The sequence below is a fragment of the Rhizobium sp. 16-488-2b genome (assembly GCF_017741815.1).
Lineage (GTDB): Bacteria > Pseudomonadota > Alphaproteobacteria > Rhizobiales > Rhizobiaceae > Rhizobium.
Genome location: NZ_JAGHMF010000014.1, coordinates 1 through 14,063, shown reverse-complemented (window position 1 = coordinate 14,063; position 14,063 = coordinate 1). Strand labels below are relative to the sequence as shown.

The window sequence follows — 14,063 nt, the reverse complement described above, 5'->3', positions numbered from 1 at the left end:
GGCTTTTCCATTCCATGACCGCACTCTTCTTCGATACCACCCGCCACTACGTGCTCGGCCTCGGCTGTGAGCGCGCGACGTCGCCTGACGAGGTCATTGCGCTAGTCTCTTCGGCCTTGGAGATGGCGGGTGTCGAGCCCGCTCAGGTCGCCGGGCTGGCTTCGATCGATTCCCGCCGCGACGAGCCGGCAATGGTGTTGGTCGCCACGCGCCTTGCGGTCCCCTCGGTATTCTTCGATGCCGTAACGCTCGAGAGGGAGACGCCGAGGATCAAGACCCCTTCCGATGTCGTCTTTGCGCGGGTGGGCTGCCATGGGGTTGCGGAATCCGCGGCGCTTGCGGCGATCGGGCCCGATGCCGAGCTTGTGCTGCCGAAAATCAAATCGGCGCATGCGACAGCCGCGATCGCACGCGCCCTGTTGCGGAAAGAATAGCGCTCGCTATGGTGACCGCCGATGCAGCCGCAGCGGTTCTGTCGCGCGGCTGCCAAGGTATGACATGAAAACACGCAAGAGGGACGACTATGCATAAGGTGATTTACGATACGGATCCGGGTGTTGACGATGCGATGGCGCTGCTTTTCCTGCACCGTCATGCCGACATCGATCTGATCGGCATCACGACCGTGTTCGGCAACGCCTCGATCGAGACGACGACGCGCAATGCGCTGTTCCTCAAGCGCGAATGGAACATTCCGGCACCCGTCGCCAAGGGCGCGAGTGTCACGATCGATCCGTCGCGCAAGGAAGGCGCCTGGCCTACCTTCGTGCATGGCGATGACGGGCTCGGCAACATCAACGTGCCCGAGGTCGTCGACGTGCCGCTCGATCCACGTCCGGCCTACAAGTTCATCATCGACACCGTGCGCGCCAATCCGGGTGAGGTGACGCTGGTGGCCGTCGGGCGGATGACCAACCTGGCGCTGGCGCTGAAGGAAGACCCTGACATTGCCGGCCTTGTGAAGCAGGTCGTCATCATGGGCGGCAATTTCTATGTGCCTGGTAACGTGACGCCTGTTGCCGAAGCCAATATCCATGGCGACCCCGAGGCCGCCGATATCGTGCTCACCGCGCCGTGGCAGGTTGTCGTCATCGGTCTCGATGTCACCGCGATCACGACGATGAGCCGTGGTTATCTCGGTGAGATGGCGGCCAAGGGCGACAAGGCCGTGCAGCTGCTCGACAAGCTCTCGCAGTTCTACATCGATTTCTACAAGCATGCCGTCGAGGATGGGATGATGGTGCATGACAGCTGCGCCTGCGTCTACGTCGTGGCGCCGGAGCTGTTCACCACGATCTCAGGGGCCATGCGCGTCGTGTGCGGCGGTATCGCCGATGGCCAGACGATCATCAAGCAGGACGGCCGTCGTTTCCCGCCGGGCGATTGGGACGGCCTGCCGAGCCAGATCGCCTGCACCGGTATTCAGTCGCAAGAAGTCATCGACCTGATCCGCGATACGTTGCTCAACGCTTAGTCGGCAATCGTCATCGGTATTTCGGCGCGAGCGCATTGGCGAATCCATTCAGCCGCTTGCGCCGATATTCTCATAATTTGAGTCCGCTTTGAGCACCGCAATCGGCGTGATCGTGACCTGCATCTTCGCCGCGTTTGCGGCGTTGACGTCGTCGGCCGCCGGGCATAGATCATCGTCATGATCGAAACGGTACTTTCTCACCTCCCGGCGATGGATCCCGGCAGTGTCTGGCTCGTTGGCGCGGGGCCCGGCGATCCGGGCCTTTTGACGCTGCTTGCGGTCAAGGGGCTGATGGAAGCCGATGTCATCGTGCATGACGCGCTGGTCGATGCCGAATGCCTGAAGCTGGCGCGGCCGGGCGCCGTTCTCGAATATGCGGGAAAGCGCGGCGGCAAGCCTTCCGCCAAACAGCGCGATATCTCGCTTCGCCTCGTCGAACTCGCGCAGGCGGGTAATCGCGTTCTGAGGCTCAAGGGCGGAGATCCCTTCGTCTTCGGGCGTGGCGGCGAAGAAGCGCTGACGCTGGTCGAATATAACGTCCCGTTTCGCATCGTGCCGGGCATTTCGGCGGGGATCGGTGGGCTTGCCTATGCGGGTATCCCCGTGACCCACCGCGACATCAATCATGCGGTGACGTTTTTGACCGGCCACAATTCATCGGGGCTGGTGCCCGACGCGATAAACTGGGATGCTATAGGCAAGGGCTCGCCGGTCATCGTCATGTATATGGCGATGAAGCATATTGCCGAGATCAGTGCCAACCTGATTGCCGCGGGGCGCTCGCGCAACGAGCCGGTCGCCTTCGTCTGTAATGCTTCGACGAACGCGCAGCAGGTACTGGAAACAACGCTCGGCGAGGCACCGGCCGCGGCGCTGACATCAGGCATCGAGCCGCCGGCGATCGTGGTGGTCGGCGAGGTGGTGCGGTTGCGTGGTTCTCTCGATTGGCTGGGTGCGCTGGCCGGACGACGGTTGCATCCCGATCCGTTCCGGAGGTCCGGCAGTAAGGAGACGGCATGAGTGGTCTGTTGATTGCAGCCCCGTCCTCCGGGTCGGGAAAGACGACGGTGACGCTTGGGCTCCTCAGGGCGCTTCGCAAGCGCGGGGTGGAGGTCGCGCCTGGCAAGGCGGGGCCCGACTATATCGATCCTGCCTTCCATGCCGCGGCGAGCGGTGTCGCATGCCTCAATTTCGATCCCTGGGCGATGCGCCCCGAGCTGATTGCCGCGAACGCGACGCTGCATCGCTCCGGCGACCGGCTGCTTGTCATCGAGGCGATGATGGGCCTGTTCGACGGGGCGGCCGACGGCAAGGGCACGGCGGCCGATCTGGCGGCAATGCTGGGTCTTTCGGTCGTGCTGGTGGTTGACGCTTCGCATATGTCGCAGTCCGTCGCGGCACTTGTGGCCGGCTTTGCCGGGTTCCGCGCCGATGTCCGGATCGCCGGCGTGATCTTGAACAAGGTTGGCGGCGATCGGCATGAGATGATGTTGCGCCAGGCGCTTGAGGCGAGCCGCATGCCTGTGATCGCCGTCGTGCGCCGTGACGCCGAGATCGCGCTGCCGGAGCGGCATCTCGGTCTGGTGCAGGCGGGCGAGCATGAGGCGCTGGAGAAATTCGTCGAGCATGCGGCGCAGGCGGTCTCGCAGAACTGCAATTTCGACTTCCTGATGCGTGTCGCAAGGCAGGGCTTTGCACGGCCTTCGACCGCCAATATCGATCGCTTGCCGCCGCTCGGCAGCCGGATCGCCGTGGCGCGCGATATCGCCTTTGCCTTCTGCTACGAGCACATGCTGCTCGGCTGGCGGCGGCGCGGCGCCGATATCTCGTTTTTCTCGCCGCTCGCCGACGAGCCGCCGGAGCGCACGGCCGACGCCATCTATCTCCCCGGCGGTTACCCGGAACTGCATGCCGGACGCATCGCCGCCGCCTCGACCTTCCGCGAGAGTATGCGCCAGGCGGCCGAAGGCGGAGTGCGGATCTATGGGGAGTGCGGCGGCTATATGGTGATGGGCGACGGGCTGGTGGATACTAGCGGCGAACGCCACGAAATGCTTGGGCTTCTGCCGCTGGTCACCAGCTATGAGGAGCGCAGGCGCCATCTCGGCTATCGGCGCGTCTATCCCATCAATGGCTCGTTCTTCACGCAGCCGATGACGGCGCACGAGTTTCACTATTCATCGGTGGTTTCGGAAGGCGAGGCGGACCGGCTTTTCAAGGTGACCGACGCATTGAACAACGACCTCGGTACGGCTGGACTGCAGCGCTGGCAGGTGGCCGGGTCCTACATGCATCTCATCGATGTGGCGGCTCAGATGAGCGGACCGGCGGGTAGCGCGGGCGGAACGGCACGATGAATGCGCCCATCATCCATGGCGGCGGCATAACGGCCGCCGCGGCCCTTTATGGCGGCAAGCCCGAGGATTGGCTCGACCTTTCCACCGGCATCAGCCCGTTTCCGGCCGTCCTGCCTGAGGTCCCCATGCGCGCCTGGCATCGATTGCCGGATCAGCATCTCGTTCACGAGGCACGCGAGGCGGCGCGGGACTATTACGGAAGCGGCAGCAGCCTGCCGTTGCCGGTGCCTGGCACCCAATCGGTCATTCAGCTTCTGCCGCGTTTGATTGCGGCGGGCGGGCGCGTCGCTATTCTTGGGCCGACTTACGGTGAATATGAGCGGGCCTTCCTGATGGCCGGAGCGGCTGTCGATCGGCTTGATGGGATCGACGAGGTCGACGAGCATCACGTGCTTGTGGTCATCGTCAATCCGAACAATCCGGATGGCCGGATCTATCAGCCCGAGGCGCTCCTTAGTCTTGCGCGTCGGTTGGCGGCGCGGGGAGGGCTTCTCGTGGTCGATGAGGCGTTCGGCGACACCGTGCCCGAGGCCAGCGTCGCCGCTCGTGTTGCTGACCACGCCAATCTCATCGTCTTTCGCTCCTTCGGCAAGTTCTTCGGCCTCGCCGGGCTGCGGCTTGGATTCGTGATCGCAGCGCGGGAGCTTCTCGATCGGTTTGAGAGCCTGCTCGGCCCGTGGGCTGTTTCCGGGCCGGCGCTGTCGATCGCCGCTTCCCTGCTGCGCACGGATACCGAGCCGCTGCGGCGCGCGATCGCTGAGCGCAGCAATGCGATGCGCGAGGTTCTGACCAAAGGCGGGCTTCGCATTCGTGGCGGCACCGCGCTTTTCTCGCTGGTCGAAGACGAGGCCGCGGATGCGTTGCAGGCACATCTGTGCGTGCACCACATTCTGGTCCGCAAGTTCGATTATGCCCCTTCCTGGCTGCGCTTCGGCGTGACCGCGGATACCACTGGCGACCTCAGGCTCGCCGATGCCCTGTTGAGCTTCAATCGATGATTTTTGAACTGAATCTTCTCGTGCTGGTGCTTGCCCTGATGCTTGACAGGATCGTTGGCGATCCGGATGTGCTGTGGGCGCGGCTGCCGCACCCGATCGTGCTCTTCGGCAAGGCGATCTCGCGGATGGAGACGCTGTTCAACCGGACGGAACTGCCAGGTAAAAGCCGTCGTCGCAACGGCATGCTCGTCATCGCAGCCCTGCTACTGATCGCCGTCGTTGCGGGTGTCGCGCTGCATCTCTTCTTCGCGCTGTTCGGGCTTGCGGGCATCTTGCTCGAGGTTCTCTGCGTCACTGTGTTCCTGGCGCAGAAGAGCCTTGCCGATCATGTCGAGGCGGTCGCGACCGGTCTTCGACAGGGTGGTCTCGATGGTGGGCGGAAGGCTGTGTCGATGATCGTCGGGCGCGATCCGGAAACGCTGGACGAGCCGGCCGTCTGTAGGGCGGCGATCGAGAGCCTTGCGGAGAACTTTTCCGACGGCGTCGTCGCGCCGGCGCTGTGGTACCTTGTGTTCGGCCTGCCGGGGCTGCTTGCCTACAAGATGCTGAACACAGCGGATTCGATGATCGGCCACAAGTCGGAACGCTATGTCGATTTCGGCTGGGCGTCGGCAAGGCTCGATGATCTCGCGAACTGGCCGGCGGCGCGGTTGTCGATCGCGCTGATCGCAGCGGGTGCGTGGCTGCGACGCGGCGGCGACGCTTGCCGCGAGGCGTTCACGATCGCGATGCGCGATGGCGGCATGCATCGCTCGCCGAATTCTGGCCGCCCGGAAGCGGCGATGGCGGGTGCGCTCAACGTGCAGCTCGCGGGGCCGCGGGTCTATTCCGGCGTGGTGGTGATGGAGCCGATGATCAATGGCGGAGGCAGAGAGACCGCTGTCATCGAGGACATCGAGAGCGCGGTCTCCGTCTTCTATGCCAGCTGCTCGGTTCTTGCCTTCGTCGCGCTGGTGATCTTCCTGTTTCTTCTGTAGATCGCCGCCGATACTGTTATCATATTGATTACCATGCTCCTTAAGCGGATGTAACGTCTCCCGTCGTAGTCTTGTTCGACTGTATTCATGCAGAATGAACGAGGGGACGATGAGAACTATACTTGCAGGAGCTGCGGCGATTGCCTTGCTGCAGTTATCGGCCGTTGCTGCCGAGGCCTCGACCTTGATCGCGAAGATCAGCATCAGCTCGCAAACCATGACGGTCACCGAGAACGGCTTCGTCAAATATCGCTGGAAGGTTTCGACGGCGCGCTCCGGTTATAGGACGCCTGTCGGTTCGTGGAGCGCCAAGTGGCTGTCGCGTGACCATCGCTCGAAGAAGTATGACGATGCACCGATGCCATATGCTGTCTTCTTCAATGGCGGCTATGCCGTGCATGCGACCTTCGATCTCAAGCGTCTCGGGCGCCCGGCATCGCATGGGTGCATTCGCCTGCATCCCAACAATGCGGCGCAGTTTTTCGACATGACGCGGCAGGCAGGCTTGGCCAATACGCGGGTTGTCGTCACGAACTAAGCGAGGCGAAACGTCGCGGAAACGGTTGCCGGCTGCCTTTCGGTGCATGCTGTTTAAGCAACAGTGCCTGCGCAAATTGCGCCTCGGGCTGGACGAAAGCATTGGCTTTTGAAATGGATTTGCCTATGAGGGGGAAAACTATCATTTCCAAGAGGTACAGGCGTGACCGCTACATTCGATAAAGTTGCCGACATCATTGCAGAAACCAGCGAGATCGATCGTGATACGATCACGCCGGAAAGCCATACGATCGACGACCTCGGTATCGACAGCCTCGACTTCCTCGATATCGTTTTCGCCATCGACAAGGAATTCGGCATCAAGATCCCGCTCGAAAAGTGGACGCAGGAAGTCAACGAGGGCAAGGTTTCCACGTCGGAATACTTCGTGCTGAAGAACCTCTGCGCCAAGATCGACGAACTGCGCGCCGCCAAGGCCTGATCGATACGCACAATTTTTTTCTCCGCCCTGTCGCCATTCACCATGGCGGCCGGGCGGTTTTGTTACTAAGTAGGCCCACAGGGTCGCGCTTTGCGAAATCGTCTGCGATTTTCGCAAGGCTCGGTCCTGTCGATTAAAAATGATAGAGCGTCCTTTGTGCGTCCAGTCGGGTGCACGGCGTTCTAGCCGACGGCATGTTGCCTGTGCGGCCGGAGGATCCGATGCTCCTGGAATACTTCCAGATGATCGATCGCGTCGAGGCGGTCGACCTTCAGACCAAGACACTCAAGGCACGTTCCGTCGTGCCGGCGAAGAGCCCGGTGTTCGAAGGTCATTTTCCCGGCATGCCCCTTGTCCCGGGCGTGCTTCTCATTGAAACCATGGCGCAGGCATCCGGCATGCTGGTGCTGGCAGCGACCGATTTCGCGGCCATGCCGTTCCTGATGTCGGTCGACGGCGCGAAGATGCGCACCTTCGTCGAGCCGGAGGCCATCCTCGATATCGAGGCGTTTCTGGAGCACGACGGCTCGGGCTTCGCGGTCACCAAGGCCAAGATCACAAGCGGCGGCAAGAAGGTTTGCGACGCGCAGCTGAAGCTGCGCACCATGCCTTTCAGCGAAATACCGCTTGGTGACATCGTCAAGAAACGCGCCAGTGAAATCGGCCTGATGGATGCAATCGCTGCGCAGGGAGTGAATGGATGAGCAAGGCTCAGAATGATGTCGTCATCACGGGCGTCGGTATCGTAACCTGTCAGGGCGTCGGCAAGGAGCCGCATATCGCGCTGCTCAACGCCGCCGAAGCGCCGAAGACGGTTGTCGAGACCGAGAAGTTCAAGCCCTATCCGATCCATCCGCTGCCCGAAGTGGACTGGTCGCTGCAGATCGCCAAGCGCGGCGATCAGCGGCAGATGGAAAACTGGCAGCGCATCGGCGTTTTCGCGGCGGGCCTTGCGCTTGACGACGCCGGTCTCAAGGACAATGTCGAAGCCTGCGGCACGATGGACATGATCGTGGCGGCCGGTGGTGGCGAGCGCGACATCAATGTCGACACGCTGATCGTCGATGAGGGCCTGAAGCGCAACGACCGCGAAGTTCTCTTGAACGAGAAGCTGACGACCGAGCTTCGCCCGACGCTCTTCCTGGCGCAGCTCTCCAACCTGCTCGCCGGCAATATTTCGATCGTCCACAAGGTCACCGGTTCCTCGCGCACCTTCATGGGCGAGGAATCGGCCGGCATTTCCGCCGTCGAGACCGCGTTCTACCGCATCAAGTCGGGCGAATCCTCGCATGCGCTGGTTGGCGGCGCGTTTTCGGCCGAGCGTCTCGACATGGTTCTCCTCTTCGAGGCGATCGGCTCGCATTCGCGCGGCGAATGGCAGCCTTTGTGGTCGCGCAAGGACGGCGGCATCACGAGCGGTTCGCTCGGCGCGTTCCTGGTGCTCGAATCGCGGGCGCATGCCGAAGCGCGCGGGGCCCATATCTATTCGACGATCTCGTCCATCGAAGGCGATCGCGGCAATCGCGGCGCCGGCAATCTCGAAAAGCGCCTTGAGCGGCTGCTCGAACCGGCCAAGGGCTTGCCAGCGGAAAGCACGGCGATCTTCTCCGGCTCCTCGGGCATGCCTGAGCTCGCGTCTCGCGAGAAGGCGGTTCTGGAGCATCAACTGCCGGGCGCTGCCATCCGCGGCTTCGGCGGCGTGACCGGCCATGGGCTGGAGGCGCACTTCACCCTCGGGCTGGCGCTGGCCGCCCTTGCCATCGACGGCGAGGCCAAGGTGCCGGCATTCGACGGCGCCCATGAAAAATCCATGAGTTCAGGCACGAAGGCTGCGGTCGTCACGACGGTCGGGCATCAGCGTGGCGAAGGCGTCGCCGTTCTATCGGCGGACGCGTGAGGAGCAGGCACATGACGGATCAAGCTTACAAGGATCATCTCGGCCGCCCGATCGTGGCTGTTACCGGCGTCGGCATCATGACCTCGCTGGGGCAGGGCCTCAAGGACAACTGGTCGGCGCTGATATCGGGCAAATCCGGTATCCACGACATCAACCGCTTCCCGACCGACGGTCTGTCGACGCGGATCGCAGGCACTGTCGATTTCATCGACGTTCCGGCGCCGAACGCTGTCGAGCGCTCCTACGCCTTCGCGCGGGAGACGACGATCGAAGCACTGGCCGATGCCGACATATCAGGCGATTTCAATGGCCCGCTGTTTCTCGCAGCACCGCCGATCGAGCCGGAATGGATTGCCCGCTTCGAACTCGGCGATCGTTCGCCGCCGCCCTCGCAACCGGGTGACGCCTACGACCGTTTCCTGACGGCGATGCGCCAGCGTCCCGATCCGGCCTTCCATGAGGCCGCGCTGTTCGGCGCCATCTCGGAGCGTCTTGCCGATCGTTTCGGTACGCGCGGTCTTCCGGTGACGTTGTCGACGGCCTGTGCTTCGGGCGCGACCGCGATCCAGCTCGGCATCGAGGCGATCCGCCAGGGCCGCACGAACCGGGCGCTTGCCGTGGCGACCGATGGCTCGGTCAGCGCCGAAGCGCTGATCCGCTTCTCGCTGCTCTCGGCGCTGTCGACGCAGAACGACAACCCGACCAAGGCTTCCAAGCCGTTCAGCAAGGACCGCGATGGCTTCGTTATCGCCGAAGGTGCCGCCACGCTGGTCCTGGAATCGCTGGAATCGGCGATTGCGCGCGGCGCCAAGGTGCTTGGCATCATGAAGGGCGCCGGCGAAAAGGCCGATAGCTTCCATCGTACTCGCTCCTCGCCAGATGGCGGCCCGGCGATCGCGACGATCCGCGCGGCTCTTGCCGATGCGGGCATGGATGAAGGCGATATCGGCTACATCAACGCCCATGGCACCTCGACGCCTGAGAACGACAAGATGGAATATGGATCGATGCTCGCTGTCTTCGGCGACCGCATGGCGTCCATTCCGCTGTCATCAAACAAGTCGATGATCGGCCATACGCTGACGGCGGCGGGCGCCGTTGAAGCCGTGTTCTCGCTGCAGACGATGCGCACCGGCACGCTGCCGCCGACCATCAACTACACCAACCCGGATCCGGCGATCGTTCTCGACGTGGTGCCGAATGTGAAGCGGGACGCGCAGGTCAATGCCGTGCTTTCCAATTCCTTCGGCTTCGGCGGCCAGAACGCCAGCCTTGTCATGGCGCTGGAACCGGCTTAAGCGGTTTGCGACCATAAATTCCATTGTTGCGGCCGCGCCCGAAAGGGCCTGCGGGACGCAGCAGCAAACATAAACCGCGCATCGGCCGTCCGGCTGGTGCGACCGCGAAGGATTTTGCCATGCGCGCTCTGCAACTGATCGACGACCGCAAGCTCGAGATCACCGATCTGCCTGAACCCGATGCGCCCGGCGCCGGCGAAGTGACGCTGCGCGTCAAGGCGGTCGCGCTCAACCATATCGACGTCTGGGGCTGGCGCGGCATGGCGTTCGCCAAGCGCAAGATGCCGCTCGTCATCGGCGCCGAGGCATCCGGTGTCGTCGAGGCGATCGGTCCCGGCGTGTCCAACGTGCTTCCGGGCCAGTTGGTCGCCGTCTACGGCGCGCGTACCTGCGGCCTCTGCCGTCCGTGCCGCGAGGGTCGCGACAATCTTTGCGAACACGTCTCCGGCGTTCACGGCTTCCACCTCGATGGTTTCGCGCAGGAGAAGGTCAACCTTCCGGCGCGCCTGCTCGTTCCTGCACCTCCGGGCGTCGATGCCGTTGGCGCTGCCGTCGCGCCGGTTACCTTCGGCACCGTCGAGCACATGCTGTTCGACAACGCCAAGCTTGAGCCGGGCGAAACGATCCTGGTGCATGCCGGCGGTTCCGGTATCGGCACGGCGGCGATCCAGCTTGCCAAGAAGATCGGTTGCACCGTCATCACGACAGTCGGTTCTGACGACAAGATCGAGAAGGCCAAGGCGCTCGGCGCCGATCACGTCATCAACTATCGCACGGACCGCTTCGAGGGCGTGGTGCGCAAGCTCACCAAGAAGAAGGGCGTCGACGTCGTCTTCGAACATGTGGGCAAGGACACCTGGGCGGGTTCGATGCTCTGCCTGAAGCGCGGCGGACGTCTCGTCACCTGCGGCTCGACATCGGGCGTCTCGACCGACATGAACCTGATGATGCTGTTCCAGCAGCAGCTGAAGCTGCTCGGCTCCTTCGGCTGCCGCATGGAAAACATGGCGGACGCCATGCAGAAGATGGGGCGCGGCCTCGTGCATCCTGTTATCGACACCGAAGTCAGCTTCGACGATATCGACCGGGCGCTGGAGCGCATGGAATCGCGCCAGATTTTCGGCAAGATCATCCTGAAGATGGATTGATCCCTTGGAGCTGTTCATCACCCGGATCGTCCTGAAACTGGACCATTTTCGCCAGTGGTTGATCGCGCAGGTGATGTTCGGCTTCCTGAACTTCCTGAAGATCTTCCCGGCTGACGGGGCGATCAATTTCATCGACTGGCTGATGCGCAAGATCGGCCCGAAGATGAAGCGCCACAAGCTTATCCTTGCCAATCTCCGCAACGCCTTTCCTGACAAGAGCGACGAGGAGATCAACGAGATTGCGCTTGGCAGCTGGGCCAATATGGGCCGGCTTGCGGCGGAATACGTGTTTCTCGACCGGCTGTTCGATTTCGATCCCGAAAAGAGCGAGCCGGGCAGGGTGGAGGTGTCGGGGATCCCGATCTTCCTCGATCTCCTGGAAAACCCGCGTCCCTTCATCGTCTTTACCGGCCATACCGGCAATTTCGAGCTGCTGCCGGTCGCGGGTGCTGCCTTCGGCCTCTACGTCAGCGTCCTCTTCCGGCCGCCGAACAATCCTTACGTGGCCCAGAAGGTGTTCGACTTCCGCAGCGCCCGCATGGGCAAGCTCGTTCCGTCGCATGCCGGATCGTCGTTTGCGCTCGCCCGCCAGCTGGAAGCGGAGCAGGGGGTCGGCGTGCTTGTCGACCAGAAGTTCGGCCGTGGCCTGAAGACGCAATTCTTCGGTCTGCCGGTGAAGACCAATCCGCTGCTCGGCAAGCTGGTGCGCCAGTTCAACTGCGAGGTCTACCCGGCCCGCTGCATTCGCCTTCCCGGCAATCGCTATCGGCTGGAAATCGAACCGAAGGTCGAGCTGCCGCGCGATGCGAACGGCAACCTCGATATGGTCGGTACCGCACAGCTCTTGAACGACAAGGTTGAAAGCTGGGTGCGGGAATACCCGGAGCAGTGGCTTTGGTACCATGACCGGTGGGAAATCAAGCGCCAGATCATGTAGACGGGCACTCCCCTCACATCTTGTCATTGAAAAACAAGGTCTCTTCGTCATTGAACATGAAACGGCGTCATGTTACCGATTTCTGACAAAAGGGATCGTGAACGGTAAAGACGCTGGCATGCTCCGTTACATCGAAGAAATTCCCTCACGGAAATCGGCATGGGAGGTGTCGTGCTCGGGCTTTTTCAGGCGTTCTCGTTGCGATGTTCGCAGATTGACGAGGCCATAAGGCTTGGTGACGATGCGCGCGTAAGCAGCCTCGACGGCTCGATCGACGCGCTTATCGAGACAATTCTTGGCTACCGCGCTACCAATCTGTTCTACGCGCACATGCAGATGCAGTTTGTCGGCTGCCTGATCGATCAGTATGCCGAAGACAGCGAATCCGTGCGCGAGCATGTGAAGCTGCTCGCCTACATGATGGAGCAGTATCTCGGTTCGACCGTGCCGCGTTGGCAGATGCCGCCGCTGGAGCGCATGGACCGTGAGCGTGTATCCGCGCCTGCCGCCTATGTGCCCAACACCGACAACGGCAACTTCCTGAACTCGGCGATCCTCGAATCCTTGCCGGATCGGGTCGCGGTCGTGACCAAGGACTATCGCTACCTCTACGCCAATGCCGCGAGTGCCGCCTACGCCAAGCGCAAGCCATTTGAAATGGTCGGGCGGCATATCAAGGAGGTGCTCGGTGAAGCGCGCTTCGTGGACTGCGTGAAGGGTATGCTCGACTCTTGTTTCGCGGGTGGAACATGCGATGAAACCTATGAGCGACGCGAGGAAAACGTCGTTCAGAGAACGCGGTATCGCATGTCGCCGTTGCGCGATTCGTCCGGCTATATCATCGGTGCGCTTATCGTCTCGCAGGATGTCGGGTCGTCATCCTCGGCGGCCAACCTGGCCGCCTGATCAAGCCTTCGTCCACACGGCCAGTTCATATCCGTCGGGATCCATGAAATGAAAGCGGCTGCCGCCTGGGAAGTCGAAGATCGGCCGAACGATCTTGCCGCCCGTGCCTTCGACTGATTCCAATGCCGCCGGCAGGTCATCGGCGTAGAGGATGACGAGCGGGCCGCCGGGGCGTGGTGCCTCGAAGTTTGTAAAGCCGCCCTTCAGCCGTCCATCGTTGAACTCGCAGTAGCTGGGGCCGTAGTCGGTGAAGCGCCAGCCGAAGGCCTTGCCGTAGAACGCCTTTGAGCGTTCGATATCGGCGACGTTGAATTCGACATAATCGATGCGAAGCTCGGTTTTCATGGATGTCATCGGTGCTTCCTAGATTTCCATCAGCTTCTTCAGCGCCTCGAGATCGCGCGCGACATGCGCTGCGTCGGCCTCGAACTGCTCGTCGGTCATGTCAGGCAGCCGTAGCAATGTGAACATCACTTCGCAGCCGTCGCCGTTCGGGACGATCCTGAGCGCGTTATAGACGCGCAATCCGTTCGCGATCGTGACGGTGTGGTCGAGAACGCCGAATTCGTTGTGGGGGGCGAAGCTCACGCGAACCGTGCCGAGGACACCCTTGGCGATCCAGTCGTCCCCGCTTTTCTCCAGGCCGGATGCAAGGCCAGATGCCCAAAGCGGCATGTTCTCAGGCGCCCCGGCAAAGGCCCAGACGTCCCGCCAGTTCCGCTCGATGGACCGGTGAATGATTCTTGCAGGCATGGTTGCCACAGGCTTGCTCCTCCTTCATTTTCGCGGGCGGCTTAACGTCGCATATTGACCGCGCATCACTGCCGCTCGGGTGCCAACGGCACCGAAGCCGCCGACATCAGGGCCTCGTTGGCAATATGGTTCACTTCGCGCCGGACGCAATACGCGACCGATCCGGGGCGAATCGAACTTGCCGTATGAGCCAGAGAGTGCCACAACACCGGTCCAATTTGACTAACCGGAGAGTTATCGTGGAAAAGGCAGAAATCGGGCTGATCGGCCTTGCGGTCATGGGTTCCAACCTCGCTCTGAACATCGCGGAAAAGGGCAACAAGATTGCGGTGTTCAACC

Annotated in this window: 17 protein-coding genes; 15 read left to right on the top strand and 2 right to left on the bottom strand. The window is 62.1% G+C overall.

Annotation, left to right across the window (positions count from 1 at the left end; translation table 11 throughout):
- Positions 1–14: 14 nt before the first annotated feature.
- From J5286_RS13295 to J5286_RS13230, 14 genes are all read left to right on the top strand, one after another.
- Positions 15–434, top strand: coding sequence for a cobalamin biosynthesis protein (locus tag J5286_RS13295; RefSeq protein WP_209190750.1), 420 nt, complete (start codon positions 15–17; stop codon positions 432–434).
- 89 nt (positions 435–523) lie between these two features.
- Positions 524–1,474 carry a nucleoside hydrolase gene (locus tag J5286_RS13290; protein ID WP_209190749.1) on the top strand — a complete coding sequence of 317 codons (951 nt, stop codon included), beginning with the start codon at positions 524–526 and terminating at the stop codon, positions 1,472–1,474.
- A gap of 177 nt (positions 1,475–1,651) precedes the next feature.
- On the top strand, positions 1,652–2,494 hold the full coding sequence (gene cobA / locus J5286_RS13285; protein WP_209190748.1) for a uroporphyrinogen-III C-methyltransferase: 843 nt from the start codon (positions 1,652–1,654) through the stop codon (positions 2,492–2,494).
- Complete coding sequence (locus tag J5286_RS13280; RefSeq protein ID WP_209190747.1) at positions 2,491–3,831, top strand: cobyrinic acid a,c-diamide synthase CobB; 1,341 nt, start codon at positions 2,491–2,493, stop codon at positions 3,829–3,831. The genes cobA and J5286_RS13280 overlap by 4 nt, the downstream gene beginning before the upstream one ends.
- Entirely contained in the window at positions 3,828–4,829 is a 1,002-nt protein-coding gene (cobD, locus tag J5286_RS13275; RefSeq protein WP_209190746.1) for a threonine-phosphate decarboxylase CobD, read from the top strand. The genes J5286_RS13280 and cobD overlap by 4 nt, the downstream gene beginning before the upstream one ends.
- The gene (gene cbiB / locus J5286_RS13270) at positions 4,826–5,806 is read left to right on the top strand and encodes an adenosylcobinamide-phosphate synthase CbiB (RefSeq protein ID WP_209190745.1); all 981 of its coding nucleotides are present in this window, start codon (positions 4,826–4,828) and stop codon (positions 5,804–5,806) included. Before cobD ends, cbiB begins: the two co-directional genes overlap by 4 nt.
- A gap of 109 nt (positions 5,807–5,915) precedes the next feature.
- Positions 5,916–6,344: a L,D-transpeptidase gene (locus J5286_RS13265; protein WP_111561957.1), complete on the top strand. Its 429-nt coding sequence runs from the start codon at positions 5,916–5,918 to the stop codon at positions 6,342–6,344.
- A 162-nt stretch (positions 6,345–6,506) separates the two neighbouring features.
- On the top strand, positions 6,507–6,785 hold the full coding sequence (locus J5286_RS13260) for an acyl carrier protein (RefSeq protein ID WP_018900650.1): 279 nt from the start codon (positions 6,507–6,509) through the stop codon (positions 6,783–6,785).
- Positions 6,786–7,006: 221 nt separating this feature from the next.
- Positions 7,007–7,489: an ApeI family dehydratase gene (locus tag J5286_RS13255; RefSeq protein WP_209190744.1), complete on the top strand. Its 483-nt coding sequence runs from the start codon at positions 7,007–7,009 to the stop codon at positions 7,487–7,489.
- Positions 7,486–8,682 (top strand): beta-ketoacyl-ACP synthase, encoded by a 1,197-nt coding sequence (locus J5286_RS13250; RefSeq protein WP_209190743.1) that lies wholly within the window; start codon positions 7,486–7,488, stop codon positions 8,680–8,682. The genes J5286_RS13255 and J5286_RS13250 overlap by 4 nt, the downstream gene beginning before the upstream one ends.
- An 11-nt stretch (positions 8,683–8,693) precedes the next feature.
- Positions 8,694–9,980 carry a beta-ketoacyl-ACP synthase gene (locus J5286_RS13245; protein ID WP_047505454.1) on the top strand — a complete coding sequence of 429 codons (1,287 nt, stop codon included), beginning with the start codon at positions 8,694–8,696 and terminating at the stop codon, positions 9,978–9,980.
- 119 nt (positions 9,981–10,099) lie between these two features.
- Positions 10,100–11,128, top strand: a complete 1,029-nt coding sequence (locus tag J5286_RS13240) for a zinc-binding dehydrogenase (protein ID WP_047505452.1) — start codon at positions 10,100–10,102, stop codon at positions 11,126–11,128.
- 4 nt (positions 11,129–11,132) lie between these two features.
- Positions 11,133–12,065 carry a lipid A biosynthesis lauroyl acyltransferase gene (locus tag J5286_RS13235; RefSeq protein ID WP_209190742.1) on the top strand — a complete coding sequence of 311 codons (933 nt, stop codon included), beginning with the start codon at positions 11,133–11,135 and terminating at the stop codon, positions 12,063–12,065.
- Between the two features lie 159 nt (positions 12,066–12,224).
- Entirely contained in the window at positions 12,225–12,971 is a 747-nt protein-coding gene (locus tag J5286_RS13230) for a PAS domain-containing protein (RefSeq protein ID WP_245205983.1), read from the top strand.
- Here J5286_RS13230 and J5286_RS13225 read toward each other — a convergent pair whose 3' ends face one another.
- Together J5286_RS13225 and J5286_RS13220 are read right to left on the bottom strand one after the other, a co-directional pair.
- Positions 12,972–13,325 carry a VOC family protein gene (locus J5286_RS13225; RefSeq protein WP_209190741.1) on the bottom strand — a complete coding sequence of 118 codons (354 nt, stop codon included), beginning with the start codon at positions 13,323–13,325 and terminating at the stop codon, positions 12,972–12,974. It abuts the gene before it with no gap.
- A 9-nt stretch (positions 13,326–13,334) separates the two neighbouring features.
- Positions 13,335–13,733 carry an SRPBCC family protein gene (locus J5286_RS13220; RefSeq protein WP_113011226.1) on the bottom strand — a complete coding sequence of 133 codons (399 nt, stop codon included), beginning with the start codon at positions 13,731–13,733 and terminating at the stop codon, positions 13,335–13,337.
- A 230-nt stretch (positions 13,734–13,963) separates the two neighbouring features.
- Between J5286_RS13220 and J5286_RS31625 the strand changes: the two genes are divergently transcribed.
- A partial coding sequence (locus J5286_RS31625; protein WP_209190840.1) for an NAD(P)-binding domain-containing protein occupies positions 13,964–14,063 on the top strand: 100 nt, incomplete at its 3' end.

What these genes read in the sequence shown, in the direction of transcription:
- J5286_RS13295 (WP_209190750.1), top strand. Translation starts at nt 15, where the DNA reads ATGACCGCACTCTTCTTCGATACCACCCGCCACTACGTGCTCGGCCTC.
- J5286_RS13290 (WP_209190749.1), top strand. Translation starts at nt 524, where the DNA reads ATGCATAAGGTGATTTACGATACGGATCCGGGTGTTGACGATGCGATG.
- cobA (WP_209190748.1), top strand. Translation starts at nt 1,652, where the DNA reads ATGATCGAAACGGTACTTTCTCACCTCCCGGCGATGGATCCCGGCAGT.
- J5286_RS13280 (WP_209190747.1), top strand. Translation starts at nt 2,491, where the DNA reads ATGAGTGGTCTGTTGATTGCAGCCCCGTCCTCCGGGTCGGGAAAGACG.
- cobD (WP_209190746.1), top strand. Translation starts at nt 3,828, where the DNA reads ATGAATGCGCCCATCATCCATGGCGGCGGCATAACGGCCGCCGCGGCC.
- cbiB (WP_209190745.1), top strand. Translation starts at nt 4,826, where the DNA reads ATGATTTTTGAACTGAATCTTCTCGTGCTGGTGCTTGCCCTGATGCTT.
- J5286_RS13265 (WP_111561957.1), top strand. Translation starts at nt 5,916, where the DNA reads ATGAGAACTATACTTGCAGGAGCTGCGGCGATTGCCTTGCTGCAGTTA.
- J5286_RS13255 (WP_209190744.1), top strand. Translation starts at nt 7,007, where the DNA reads ATGCTCCTGGAATACTTCCAGATGATCGATCGCGTCGAGGCGGTCGAC.
- J5286_RS13250 (WP_209190743.1), top strand. Translation starts at nt 7,486, where the DNA reads ATGAGCAAGGCTCAGAATGATGTCGTCATCACGGGCGTCGGTATCGTA.
- J5286_RS13245 (WP_047505454.1), top strand. Translation starts at nt 8,694, where the DNA reads ATGACGGATCAAGCTTACAAGGATCATCTCGGCCGCCCGATCGTGGCT.
- J5286_RS13240 (WP_047505452.1), top strand. Translation starts at nt 10,100, where the DNA reads ATGCGCGCTCTGCAACTGATCGACGACCGCAAGCTCGAGATCACCGAT.
- J5286_RS13230 (WP_245205983.1), top strand. Translation starts at nt 12,225, where the DNA reads ATGGGAGGTGTCGTGCTCGGGCTTTTTCAGGCGTTCTCGTTGCGATGT.
- J5286_RS13225 (WP_209190741.1), bottom strand. Translation starts at nt 13,325, where the DNA reads ATGACATCCATGAAAACCGAGCTTCGCATCGATTATGTCGAATTCAAC.